The organism is Sorangium sp. So ce327 (assembly GCF_051530205.1).
Taxonomy (GTDB): domain Bacteria; phylum Myxococcota_A; class Polyangia; order Polyangiales; family Polyangiaceae; genus Sorangium; species Sorangium cellulosum_B.
Window position 1 is genome coordinate 4,150,010 of the sequence record NZ_CP150330.1, and the last position, 12,942, is coordinate 4,162,951.

The window sequence follows — 12,942 nt, forward strand, 5'->3', positions numbered from 1 at the left end:
GATGAGAGAGGACGTGGGGTTCCCCGCCGCGCGGCGCGCGCCGAGGCGACGGGCGATCGAGCTCAGAGCCAGCTCTCGCCGATCGCGATCCCCGCCGAGGCCGCGATCGCCTCGGCGGCGCGCACGCCGCAGGCCTGCGCCTCCTCGAAGAGCGCCATCCCCGGCTGATCGACGTGGGCCCAGGCGACGCGCTCGGACAGCGCGCAGCGCGGCTCGAACGGCCGCGGGCCGAGGAAGCCGGGGCGCGGGCGCGGCATCGCGTGCCCCCAGATCATGACGTCCATCCGCTCGACGTCGTCGCGCAGGTGCGGGTGCGCCGGCGCGAGATCGCGCAGCACGCCGTCGGCGAGCGACGCCCACGGCGCGCGGAGCAGCGCCGCGCGCGCGGCGGCGACGTCCGGCCCGCCGAAGGCGCGGTAGTACGTCAGCACGGTGCGCTGCACCGGCGTCGCGAGGCGCGACCGCTGCGTCGTCGCCGCCGCGAGATCGGTGAGCTGGTGGCGCGCGTCGACGTAGCCGAGCCCCTCCGCGCCGTAGAGGACGGAATCCCACGCGTGGTTGGGATCGATGGGCCGCTCGACGTGCAGGTTCGCCACGAGCCACGCCGACGCGACCCGCTCCGGCAGCTCGCCCGCCGCGCCCCCCGCGAAGATCCGGCGCACGACGAACGCCGGCGCCGCGAGGATCGCCGCGCGGGCCTCGATACGGCGCGCCTCGCCGCGCTGCACGTCGACGTAGTCGATCTCGACGCGGCCGCTCGGCTGCGGGCGCACCGACGTGACGAGCGCGCCGAGCGACACGCGCGGCGCCGCGCGCTCGAGCAGCGCCTTCACGAGCCGGCCGTTGCCCTCGGGCCAGACGAGGTAGCGGCTGCCCGCGAGCTCGGGCGCGCGCGCCTTGCGCCCCGCGAAGTAGTGCAGCCCCGCCCAGGCCGAGATCTCCTCGGGCTCGCCGCCGAAGTCGTCGAGCATCGCGTAGCGCACGTACCAGCGCACGAACGGCGTGCGGTACCCCTCGCGATCGAGCCACGCCGCCATGCTCATCCGGTCGAGCCGGAGGAGCTCGGGGTCGCGCGAGGAGCGATCGAGCGGGATCTGGAACGCCGGGCGCCCGTCGCTGCCGGTGAGCTCCGTGAGCTCCTCCTCGAGCGCGTGGAACCTCTCGAGCTCGTCCAGCGCCTCGCTCGAGAGCGCGTCGACCGGCGCGAGGCCGCTGTGCCACGCGCCCTCGTAGAACAGCCGCTCGCCCGGCGCGTGGCACAGCCGCCTCGGATCGAACACGGGGCGCCCCGCCGCGTCCCACCCCGTGACGACGCCCATCTGATCGAGCAGCCGAAGCGTCGCGCGCGCCTCGACGTTCGGCGCGGCGAGGTAGTGCGCGCCCCACGGGTGCGGCACGACGCCGTCGTCGCCCCACGCGCTCGTGCCGCCCGGCCTCGGCTCGAGCTCGAGGACCCGCAGATCGAGCCCGGCGCCGGCGAGCCGCCACGCGGCCGACAACCCGCTCACCCCGCCGCCGACGATCACGACGTCCGCGCGCTCGGCGGGGCCGCTCGCCGCGGGGAGCGGGCCGCCGCGGAGCAGGTGGCCCGCGCCGTGGGCCGCGCCGACGATCTCGCCGGCGAGCGGCGCGCGCCCCGGCGCGGCCGTGTGCACGACCCAGCCCGCGGCCACGGAGCTCAGGAAGCCGCGGCGGTTCACCGGATCACCGGGTCCACTCGGCCCACTCGCGCGTGTACACGGAGACGAGCTTCTGGTCGTTCAGCCGGTTGATCGGCGCCTCGACGCGGCCGAGATCGCGGGGGAACCGGAAGAGCTCCGGCAGGCCGCTCGAGTCGAGGTAGCGGAGCCTCGACGGATCGATCCGGAGGGCGCCGGGCGCGGCGAGCCCCTCGCCGCCCGCCAGGATGAAGCCCCACTCGCCGAAGCTCGGCACGTACACGTGGAGCGGCGCGGTCTTGAAGCCGGCCGCCTCGAGCGTCGTCACGACGCTCCAGAACGACTCGCGCGCGTAGTGGGGCGACGTCGCCTGGACGACGGCGAGCCCGCGCACGGAGAGCCGCTGCCGGAGCAGGTGATAGAAGGCGTCCGTGTACAGCTTGCCGACGGCGTAGTTGCCGGGATCGGGGAAGTCGACGATCGCGAGATCGAACGACTCGGTCGACTCCTCAAGGTACTTGAACGCGTCCTCGTTGCGGACGGCGACGCGCGGGTCGTGCAGCGAGCCCTGGTTCAGGTCCGCGGCGAGCGGCAGATCGCGGAAGGCGCCGGTGACCGCGCCGTCGAGGTCGACGAGCAGGATCTGCTCGACCGACGGGTAACGGAGCAGCTCGCGCGCGGCGAGCCCGTCGCCGCCGCCGAGGATCAGCGCGCGCCGCGGCTCGCGCCCCAGCGCGGCGACGGCCGGGTGCACGAGCACCTCGTGGTACCGGTGCTCGTCGTCCGACGAGAACTGCAGGTTGCCGTTGAGGAAGAGGCGCGTCGTGCGCGGGCTCCTCGTGATGACGAGGCGCTGGTACGGCGACTGGGCGGCGTAGACGATGGGCGCCCCGAAATAGAGCGCCTCCGAGCGCTCGACGAACCGCGAGACGAGCGCGAAGGCGACCCCGAGCCCGGCGATCACGATCAGGCAGAGCGCCCGCAGCCGGACGATGACGGCGCGATCGAGCGGGAACAGGAAGGTGCTCGTGAGCGCGACGGCCGCGTTGAGCATGCCGAAGAACAGGCTCGTCTGGTGGATCCCGAGGCGGGGCAGGAGGAGCGAGGGGAAGAGCAGGCTCGCGGCCAGCGCGCCGATGTAGTCGAGCGTGAGCACGCGCGCGACGAGCCGCTTCAGATCCAGCGAGAAGTTGAGCAGCCGGATGAGCAGCGGGATCTCGAGCCCCACGAGCATCCCGATGAGCAGCACGAGCGAGTAGAGCAGCGCGCGGAACGACCCGAGCGCGGTGTAGACCCGGAAGAGCATCGGCGCGGAGAGCCCCCCGACCAGCGCGAGGCCGAGCTCGATCTCGACGAAGCGCTCGAGGAGCCGGCTCTCGATGTACTGGGAGAGGTACGAGCCGATCCCCATCGCGAACAGGTAAAGGCCGATGACGAAGCTGAACTGCGTCACCGAGTCGCCGAGCACGTAGCTCGCGAGCGTGCCGGTGATGAGCTCGTAGACGAGCCCCGACGTGGCGATGACGAACACGCTCGCGAGGAGCGCCGGGTGCACGAGCCGGGGCAGCGGCTGCGCCGCAGGGAAGAGCGCCGGAGCGTCCCCGGGAGGGGCGCCCCGAGCGCCCGCAGGGCTCTCCTCGACGGCCGGCATCGGCGCGGTCCTAGCACCGCTCGCGCTGGACCACAGCCTGTTCGGGCTCGCCGGCGCACCTGAAACGCTTCCTCTTTCGTCGTCGAGGCTTCTAGTATGGTGCTCGCGTGAGCACGCCCTTCGACCGAGCAGCCGCGTGCCCCTCCTGCGGCGCGCCGATCACGTTTCGCTTCGCAGGCGCGATGGCGCAGGTGTGCAAGCACTGCAAATTCGTCGTCGCGCGCACCGATCGGGACCTCCGCGCCGTCGGGCGCGTCGCCGACCTGGTCGAGATTCCCACGCCCCTCCAGCTCGGCGTCACCGGGCGCTGGGGCAACGAGCCGTTCGTGGTCGACGGCCGCGTCCAGCTCGATCGGGCCAGCGCGCCGGGCGCGCCCTGGCAGGAGATCTTCGTCGCGTTCCCGGCCAGCGGCCGCTGGACGTGGGTCGCGTTCGCCCAGGGGCGCTGGTACGCCACCACCGAGGCGCCGCTCCCGATGAACGGGCTGCCGCCGTGGAGCTCCCTCCAGCCGGGCGGCCGTGTCCACCTCGAGGGGCACGGCATGTTCACCGTCGTCGAGGTCGGCCGCCGGCGCGTGATCTCGGCCGAAGGAGAGATGCCCTACGTCGCCGCGCCGGGCGTGGTGACGGGCTTCGCCGACATCGCGGGGCCGAGGGGCGAGTTCGGGACGCTCGACTACGGCGACGGGCGGACGATCCCGCCCAAGCTCTACCTGGGCCGGCAGATCGACCCGGCCATCATGCAGCTCGACACCGGGGCCCCCGTGGACCAGCCCACGGCGCAGGTGTCGGCCGTCGTGTGCCCGAACTGCGGCGGCAACCTGCCGCTCGCCGCGCCCGGCACCACGGAGCGCATCGTCTGCCGGTACTGCGGTACTGCGAGCGATCTCACGAAGGGCACGCTCGTCGCGCTCGGCCAGGTCCCCAGGCCGCCCATGGAGCCGTACGTCCCGCTCGGCGCCGAGGGCCAGCTCCGCGGCATGCGCGTGCTCTGCATCGGCTTCGTCATCCGGGGCTGCACCGTGGAGGGCGAGCGTTACCGCTGGCGCGAGTACCTGCTCTACGGCGGACCGAGCGTTGGCTACCTGTGGCTCATGGAAGAGGACGGGGCGTGGCAGCTCGTGACGCCTCTCTCGCCCGGCGAGGTCCAGCCGATGGGCTCGACGGCGAGCTATCAAGGGCGGACGTATGCGCTGAAGCAGAGCGTCCACGCCGAGGTGGAATACGTCATCGGCGAGTTCTACTGGAAGGTCGAGATCGGCGAGGCCGTGCAGGCCACCGAGTACCAGGGCGAGGGCGGCAAGGTCAGCATCGAGCAGGCCCCGACCGAGGTGAGCGTGTCGTTCTGCTCACCGCTTCCAGGGAAGGAGCTCGCCGCCGCCTTCCACCTGCCACCCCCGCCGAGCCCCTCGTTCGGTGACGGGACGAGCGCCGGAGCCGGCCGGATCGTCGTCATCGTCGTCGTCGTCATCGTCGTCCTCCTCATTCTCATCGCGCTCAGCGACTGCGGTGGGGGGGGCGGCGGCGTCCTCTTCATTCCGAGCGGGGGCGGCAGCCCGAGCTTCGGCGGCGGGAAGTGATCCAGCTCCACTGCTCGATTCGGCTACGCATGAAATGAACGGCATGTGCCGGTGCGTCTTTTGCGATCCCGGCTGGTGTCGAGTCGGGCACGTGCAGCACTGGACATATCTATGTCCACCTCCGTGGAAAGGCGACATCGCGTCGAGCGGAGCGGTCGGATTCGGGCAGATGATGGTCGGTTTCGGGTATCGACCCGCTCCGGCCGTCGCCGTCGATCGAGTAATTTCAATGGGTTACACGCTGGCTCACGGCGGCCCGTGACGTGCAATGTGCCGTCCGACGCCGGTGGTGGACCGGCGGCGGAGGCCCATGCAAACGGTGAATTCGATCGACCCGCACGCACAGCTGCGTGCGCTCTACATCTCCCTGCTCCGAAACCAGGAGCACTTCGACGAGTTCAAGCAGCTGCTCGCCCTCTACGTCGTCGCGCCCGAGGCAGATGAGGAGCCGGTGGACGCGGCCAGGATCCGCGCGCAGCTCAACGGCCGCATCCGCTCCTGGATCGGCGGCTTCTTCGATGGGCTGAGCGCCTCCCAGGTGCTCCAGTGGCGCGCGATCGTGGTCGAGGAGCGCTTCAACGTGTGCCTGTCGCCCTGGAAGGAGTCGAACGTCTATTGATGCTGCGGCGCAGGCGACAGGCGGGGTTGCACCGCCATCGGCGTACGTCTCACCGGCGCGGCTCTGCCCCGGTGCCATCTACCGGCGCCCGGAGCGCGCCGCGCACCGCGAGCGCCGGGCCCGGCGCGCCGCGCCGGGCGGGGGAGGTGCCCGCGCATGGATGACGCCCTCTGGGTGGACGAGCTCTACAAGGCGTTCTGGCGGACCCTCCCCGGGATGCTGCACGCCGACGCGCAGGGGCTGGCCTACACGCTCGGCCTGTCGCCGTCGCGCGACGTGCCCTGGAGCGCCGTGTTCAGCAACGAGATCACGCTGGCCGCGCCCGCGCTGCTCGCGGAGGCCATGCCCGGCGTCCGCGGGGCCACGGTGCAGGACGCGCTCCTCGCGCACCTGCTCGCCGTCATCGAGGCGTTCGGCACCGATCGCATCAAGGACAAGCAGGTCCGCCCGACCTGGCAACTCGAGGCCATCCTGGCGCACGCCCGGCGGGCGCGCGACGAGGCGCTCCGCCGCGTCGCGCCAGGGGTCGACGACCCGGCCATCGATTTCGCGCGCGCGGACGACGCGACGCTGTTCGCCATCGAGACCGAGCGCAGCCTCCTCGCGAGCGGCGGGCCCGCCGGCTTCAGCCGCTATTACGCGCTCTCCCTCGGCAAGCAGAGCGTGGGCTTCCCGGCGTCGATCGCCCTCGCGCACGCCGCCGGCTGGACGGCCGAGCGGCGCGAGGTGCTCGCGCGGCTGCTGTCGTCGGTGTGGCTCGGGCTGCAGCTCCACGACGACGTCATGGACTGGCAGGACGACTACCAGCGAGGCGGCGCCTGGGCCGTCGTCCTGGCCTCGGAGCTCCGATCGCGCGCGCACGGAGAGCCCCGGGCCGAGGAGCGCGATCGGGAGCGCGCCTCGGAGCCGCGCCACCGCGGCGCGGTCGCGTACGGGCCGCTCGGCACGCCGCCCTGGGGGATCGCGGTGACGCCGAAGGCGCAGGGCGAGCCGCCGATCCCCGACGCGCCCTCGTCCTTGCTCCCCGTCCGCCGGATGGTGCTCGACTCCGGCGTCCTCGCGGCGATGCTCGACGGCGAGCGCCGGTGCTTCCGCGCCGCGCGGCGGCGCGCCGCGGTGCTCGGCGCGCGCCGCGTCGCGGCCTGGGCGGAGGGGAAGGCGGCGCAGGCGCAGGAGCTCGCGCGGTGCGAGGCAGAGAGCCCCGGCTTCGCGAACCGCGCCCACGCGCTCAACGCCTGGGCCAAGGCCGTGCTGGCATGAGCCGCGGCCGCGGCGCGGCCGCGCGAGGGGGGGCGGGCTCTCCGGAGGAGGGGTCCGCGCGCGCGCGTCCGGCGCCCGGTCGCAAGAGCGCGCCGCCCCCGGCGTCGTCCGCGACGCCCAGGGCGCGCCCGCGGCGCCCGCCGTGGGACTTCGGCTATGCCCCGGTCCCCACCGCCGCCGGCGACGACGACGACGGTCCCCTCGACGTCGTCGTCGCCTCGCGGTGCCCCGTCGCGCCCGACGCGGTCGCCGCGGCGCTCGGGGCGCGCTGGCCTGGCGTCGCGGTCGAGCGCGTCATCGAACGGACGCCCATCTTCTGGCTCCGCGTCCGATCCCCGGACCGCGGGCGGCGCGCCGACGTCGCCGCGGCGCTCTCGGCCGCGGCGCTGCCGGTGCGCTACGTCGCGTCGGCCCGGCGCCCGAGCGCCGCCGTCGCCCCGCGCTTCGACGCGGCCGCCGGCGCCGCGGCGCGCCCGGAGGGCTGGACGGCGCGCCGCGCTTCGGTCGAGGACGAGCCCGTCACCCCCGGCCGCTGGTTCCTGCGCGACGAGGGCGGCGGGATCGGCGTCGATCGCCGCCGCTGCGGGGGCGGCGCCGGGACGCGCCTCGGGGTCATCGACGACGACGCGTGGACGGCCGACGAGCTCGGCCTCGAGCGCGAGGTGCTCGTCATGATGGAGCAGCCGCCGCGCAGCCAGGCGCACGGCGCGTTCATGGTCGCGTGGGCCGTGGGGGGCCGTCGCCCCGGCGGGTTCCGCGGCGTCGCGCCGGACGCGTCGCCCCGGCTCTACCTGATCCCGAAGCCTGGATCGTGCGTCCTCGCCCTTCCGGTCGCGATCGTCCGGGCGGTCAGCGACGGCGCCGACGTCGTTGTGTGCGCCGCGTACGTCGAGGGCTCGACGACGCCCATGCTCGACGACGCGCTCGAGTTCGCCGCCCGCCTCGGGCGCCGCGGCAGGGGCTGCCCTGTCGTGTTCCCCACGGGCCGTGAGGCCTCGAGCCCCCCCGAGTCGCTGCACGCGAGCTTCTCGCTCGGGTTCGGCGAGCCCGCGAGCGACCCGCGCGTGTTCTGCGTCGGCCCGGGCGCCCGCGGCGAAGGGTGGTTCCTCTGGCGGGACCGGCGGGGGCGCAGCCGCCCCTTCGCCAACCGCGGCCCGGCGGTGCGGTGGCTCGCGCCAGGGGACGACATCACCTGTCCGCTGCCGTCCGCGTCCAGCGCGACCCCCGCGCTCGAGCGGCTCTGCCACGCCGAGTCGAGCGGGGCCTCGGCCCTCGCCGCGGGCTCGCTGCTCCTCGTCCTGTCGCAGAACCCGTCGCTCCGCCTGCCCGAGCTCGACGCCCTCGTGATGCGCACGCTCGCCCCGGTGCCTCCCGCGGCGCCCGCGTCGGCCGAGCCGATCGCCGACGCGTGGGACGTGCTCCCCGACGGGCGCGATCGCGACGGCCACAACGCCAAGCACGGCTACGGCCGCATCGACGCCGGTCGAGCCTGCCTCGCCGCCGGAGATCCCATCGCGCTCGCGCTGGTGTCCGTCGGCGAGGACGGCGCCGCGCGCATCTGGCACGACGCCCGCGCCGAGGGGCCGCTCGTCCGCCGCCTGTACTCGCGCCGCCTCGCGCGCTGGGCCGTCCGGGCGCTGCTCGCCGACCCGAGCCTCTGCCACGGCGTCTGCGCGCTCGTGCGCCACGCCCGCCTCACCGCGGGCGACCCGCGGCGCCGGCGCGCCCACGGCGCTGGCGCCGTGCTGCGGCAGCTCTCGCTCGTCGTCCGCGCCCTCGCCGCGAGCCGCGCGGCGCCGCCGCCCTCGCCGCGCGTGCGGGACGAGATCACCGCCCTGCTCGACCGGCTCGAGCGATCGGCCACCGACGCCGCCGCCGTCGCCGACGTCGAGTCGCGCTTCGGAGCGCTGGCGGACGTCGTGTTCGCGGACACCACGGACGGCGACGCGCACGAGGGCGCCGCCTGAGCGCGCCGCCGTCCCGCCGCGGGGTGATCCCGCTCTCATCTCCGCGGGAAAACGTAATGATAATTGCGTAGTAGCGCCGCTGGGGCGCCGGGATCGCGGGTGACGGGCGCGTAGCTCCCCGTCCGGCGCGCGAGCCCCGTTGGTTCACCCGGAGTTCCAGCGTATCGTGAGTGGCTGGCGGCGCAATTTGCGCGCCGTCGGCTCTCCCGATGCCAGCTATCGAGAATCGCCGTTGGCTCCTCGCGGTGGTCGTCCTCGCGGCGCTCGTGCTGGGCGGCTCGGGGATGAGGAGCGCTCTGGGCTGGTACGAGCGCCCGTTCCCCGGCGTGCTCGTCGATCCGGACGGCGTGGTCTCGAGCGTGGGCCTGCCGTCCTGGGAGGGCTTCCAGAAGGGCCTCCGGTACCCGGATCGCGTCGTCGAGGTCGACGGCTGGCGCCTCGAGAGCACCGCGGGGCGCTACCGCGCGAGCGCCTGGGACGCCGCGGTCGAGCGGGCGGCGCACGAGGGGCGCCGCTCGGTGCACGCCCGCGTCGAGACGGCGGAGGGGCTGCGCGACGTCGAGCTCTCCCTCGTCCCCTTCGACGCGCTCGCCTGGTGGTTCTACGCCGGCGGGCTGATGGTCGTCGCCTCGCTCTACGTGGGCGCCGCGCTCATCGCCCTCAGCGCGAGCCCCCACGGCAAGCTCGCCCGCGCCTTCGCGAGCGCCGCGCTGTTCGCCGCGCTCTTCCAGTTCGCGCTGTTCGACTACCACAGCTCGCGCCACCTCGTCCCGTTCTTCCACGTCGCCTACGCGCTCGTCCCGATGAGCTTCTTCACGCTGGCGCTGCGGCTGCCGGACGACGTCCCGCTCATCGCGCGCTACCCCGTCTTCGCGCGGATCGCGCACGGGCTCGGCGGCCTGCTCGCCGCCGCCCTGCTCGCCTCGCACGCCATGGGCTGGACCACCGTCGCGCTCCGGAGCGTCTGCGCGATCCTGTTCGTGGCGTCGTTCTTCTTCTTCGCGATCACGCTGATCCTCCGCTTCGCCGCGGCGGAGGGCGATCGCCGCCGCACGCTGCGCGCGCTGCTCCTCGCGATGGCGCCGCCGCACGTGGTGATCGCCCTCGGCTTCATGCTCGCCATGCTCGGCGCCCCGGCGTCGACGCTCGCGTGGTTCGCGATCCCCGCGCTCGCCCTCACGCCCGTCTCGAGCGTCGTCGCGTTCATCCGCTACGACCTCTGGGGGAGCCGCGCGCTCCTGTCGCGCCCGCTCACGCGCGTCATCATCGCCTGCATGATGGTCGCGCTCACGGTGATCCTCTGCTCCGCGTGCGCGGGGTACGCCGGCCTCCCGCTGCTCGGCGCGATCAAGGTCGCGGCGCCGGCCGCCGTCGTCAGCGCGGCGCTCGTCGTGTTCGCGCTCGGCGCCGGCGATCGGAAGCTCTTCCCGGCGCGCGCGGAGTACAAGCCCACCGTCGAGCAGCTCAGCGAGGAGCTGACGCTCGTCGCCGATCCCGACGAGGTCGCCTTCGCGGTCGAGCGCACGGTGGCGCGCTGGCTCTCCTGCGAGCGCGTCACCTTCCGCCGCATCGCGGTCGACGCGGCCGACGGCGCGGGCAGCGCCGGCGCCGCGCCCGGCGAGCCGGCGCCGACGGCGGACGAGTCGAGCGGCGAGCGGGTCATCGAGGTCGAGCCCTCCACGGCGAGCGCGAGCGCGAGCGAGCTCTCGCTGACCGTCATGTTCCGCGGCCGGCTGCTCGGCGTCCTCGAGGTGGGCAAGAAGCGCGGCGGCGCCCTGTTCACCAGCGAGGATCTCGACCTGCTCCGCACGATCGGCAACCAGGCCGCGCTCGCCATGGCGCACGCCCACAGCTACGCGGAGCTGGAGCGGCGGCGGCGGGAGCAGGCCGCCGCGTGGCGCGACGAGCGCGCGGCGCTCATCGAGACGCTCGCGGCCGAGATCACCCACGAGGTGCGCTACCCGATCAACTTCTTCCGCTCCGTGTTCAAGCGCGGATCGAAGAACCAGAGCCTGGACGCCGAGGAGGTCGACATCGGCTGCGAGGAGGTCGAGCGCCTCGAGCGCCTCGTGATGGGGCTGCGCCGGGTGACGCACAGGAAGCTCGAGCGCCGCCGCCTCGCGGTCGAGGAGCTCGTCAGCCGGGCGGAGATGCTCCTGCGCGATCAGCTCGGCAAGCGGCGGATCGAGGCGCGCGTGAGCGCCGGATCGAGGCTCCGCTGCGATCCCGATCAGGCCACGCAGGTGCTCGTCAACCTCCTCTCGAACGGCCTCGACGCGGCCGGCGACAAGGGGACGATCGGGGTCGTCTGGGAGACCACCGAGAGCGGCGCCGAGCTCGTCGTGTGGGACACGGGGCCCGGCATCTCGGGGGACGCGTCGCGCCTCTTCGCGCCCTGGTACACGACGAAGCCCCGCGGGACCGGGCTCGGGCTCGCCATCACGCACCGGATCGTCCGGGCCCACGGGTGGTTGATCGAGCCGGAGCGGCGCGACGGCACGACGCGGTTCGTGATCTCGATCCCCGCCGCAGACGTCTCGATGACCGCGGAGGACGAGGTCGCGTGAAGATCCTGATCGTCGATGATCAGCGGAGCGGCCGCCGCACGCTGCGGCAGATCCTGGCCGCGCTCGACGAGGTCGAGGTGCTAGAGGCGGTCGGCCTGGACGACGCGATGACGGTCGTCGAGCGGAGCGCGCCGGACCTCCTGCTCCTCGACGTGCGCCTGTCGGACGATCCGCGCGACCGCGGCGGCCTGGAGATCCTGCGGCGGGTGCGGGCCTCGGGGCGGAGCACGCCGGCGCTGATGGTCACGTCGGTCAGCGAGCTCTCCGAGATCCGGGAGGCCATGCGGCTCGGCGCGCAGGACTACGTGCTGAAGGACGAGCTCTGCCCGGAGATGCTCCTGCCGATCATCGAGGGGCAGCGCGAGCGGCTGCTCCTGAAGGGCGAGGTGGTGCGGCTCCGCGAGCGGGTCGACCGCACGTTCGGCACGAAGGCGCTCCTCGGCTCGTCCGGGGGGATGGAGCGCGTCCGCCGGATCATCGAGCGGGTCGCCGAGTCGAGCAAGACGGTGCTCATCCGCGGCGAGACCGGCAGCGGCAAGGAGATGGTCGCCCGCGCGCTGCACGAGATGAGCTCGCGCCGCGGCGAGCCGTTCGTCGCGGTCAACTGCTCGGCGCTGCCGGGGACGCTCATCGAGTCGCTCATCTTCGGGCACGAGCGCGGCGCCTTCACCGGCGCCGAGAAGCGCATGCGCGGCCAGCTCGAGCTCGCGGGCGCGGGCACCATCCTGCTCGACGAGATCGCCGAGATGCCCGGCGAGCTCCAGGCGAAGCTCCTGCGCGTCGTCGAGGATCGCCGCTTCCGCCCCCTCGGCGCCGAGTCGGAGATCCCGCTGCGCGCCCGCGTCCTCGCCGCGACCCACGTCGACCTGGAGAAGCGCATCAGCGAGGGGCGCTTCCGGGAGGACCTCTTCTACCGGCTCAACGTCGTCACGGTGCACGTCCCGTCGCTGGCCGAGCGCGACGCCGATCTCATCGAGCTCCTGCTCGCGTTCAGCGCGGAGCTCCCGCGCAAGCTGCGTTACACCGACGACGCGATCGCGTGGCTGGTCCGGCGGCCCTGGCCCGGCAACGTGCGTGAGCTCCGGAACGTGGTCGAGCGGCTGGGGCTTCTCGCGGACGACGATCTCATCGACGTCCCCACGCTCGAGGAGCTCGCGCGCGAGCGGCCGGTCGTGGACGCCACCGCGGAGATCGACCGGCTGGCGCGCGCCCTGCTGGCGCTGCCCGAGCGGCTGGGATCGAAGCTCCGCGTGATCGAGCGCGCCGTCCTGCACCACGCGATCGAGAGCTGCGGCGGCAACAAGGCGGCCGCGGCGCGGCTGATCGGCGTCGATCGGAAGATGCTCGAGCGGCGCTGGGACCGGCACACCGGCGAGGAGCCGCCGAGCAGCCGCCGGATGTCGATGCCGACGCCGATGGCCGCGCGGCACCTCGGCGAGGAGCCGCCGAGCAGCCGGCGGCACACGCCCGCGAACGGGACGCGGCACCTCGGCGAGGAGCTATCGGGCAACCGCAACCACACGCCCGTGAGCTTGCCGCGGTATGTCGGCGAGGAGGCGCCGAGCACCCGCCGCCAGGCGCCGCCGCCAGACCACGACGACGCCTGAGGGGCGCGGCGCGCCACGTCGGCGGCGTGACGC

The 12,942-nt window shown here is 74.1% G+C and carries 8 protein-coding genes; 6 read left to right on the top strand and 2 right to left on the bottom strand.

All coding sequences use genetic code 11. The features are described 5' to 3' along the window. Positions 1 to 62: 62 nt before the first annotated feature. Both WME95_RS15625 and WME95_RS15630 read right to left on the bottom strand, forming a co-directional pair. A complete protein-coding gene (locus WME95_RS15625) occupies positions 63 to 1,700 on the bottom strand; it encodes an FAD-dependent oxidoreductase (protein WP_437909155.1) in 1,638 nt (545 codons plus the stop codon). A 4-nt stretch (positions 1,701 to 1,704) separates the two neighbouring features. Then, complete coding sequence (locus WME95_RS15630) at positions 1,705 to 3,309, bottom strand: polyamine aminopropyltransferase (RefSeq protein ID WP_437909156.1); 1,605 nt, start codon at positions 3,307 to 3,309, stop codon at positions 1,705 to 1,707. 107 nt (positions 3,310 to 3,416) lie between these two features. On the opposite strand from WME95_RS15630, the gene WME95_RS15635 reads away from it, so the two are divergent. The 6 genes from WME95_RS15635 to WME95_RS15660 all read left to right on the top strand — a co-directional run bounded on the left by WME95_RS15635 (position 3,417) and on the right by WME95_RS15660 (position 12,909). Next, complete coding sequence (locus WME95_RS15635; RefSeq protein WP_437909157.1) at positions 3,417 to 4,889, top strand: DUF4178 domain-containing protein; 1,473 nt, start codon at positions 3,417 to 3,419, stop codon at positions 4,887 to 4,889. Positions 4,890 to 5,199: 310 nt separating this feature from the next. Then, positions 5,200 to 5,508, top strand: a complete 309-nt coding sequence (locus tag WME95_RS15640; RefSeq protein ID WP_157906673.1) for a hypothetical protein — start codon at positions 5,200 to 5,202, stop codon at positions 5,506 to 5,508. Between the two features lie 156 nt (positions 5,509 to 5,664). Then, positions 5,665 to 6,768 (top strand): hypothetical protein, encoded by a 1,104-nt coding sequence (locus WME95_RS15645; RefSeq protein ID WP_437909158.1) that lies wholly within the window; start codon positions 5,665 to 5,667, stop codon positions 6,766 to 6,768. After that, a complete protein-coding gene (locus tag WME95_RS15650) occupies positions 6,765 to 8,735 on the top strand; it encodes a S8/S53 family peptidase (protein ID WP_437909159.1) in 1,971 nt (656 codons plus the stop codon). Before WME95_RS15645 ends, WME95_RS15650 begins: the two co-directional genes overlap by 4 nt. A 209-nt stretch (positions 8,736 to 8,944) precedes the next feature. Then, positions 8,945 to 11,302, top strand: a complete 2,358-nt coding sequence (locus tag WME95_RS15655; protein WP_437909160.1) for an ATP-binding protein — start codon at positions 8,945 to 8,947, stop codon at positions 11,300 to 11,302. Further along, on the top strand, positions 11,299 to 12,909 hold the full coding sequence (locus WME95_RS15660) for a sigma-54-dependent transcriptional regulator (protein ID WP_437909161.1): 1,611 nt from the start codon (positions 11,299 to 11,301) through the stop codon (positions 12,907 to 12,909). Before WME95_RS15655 ends, WME95_RS15660 begins: the two co-directional genes overlap by 4 nt. The last annotated feature ends 33 nt before the right edge of the window (positions 12,910 to 12,942 follow it).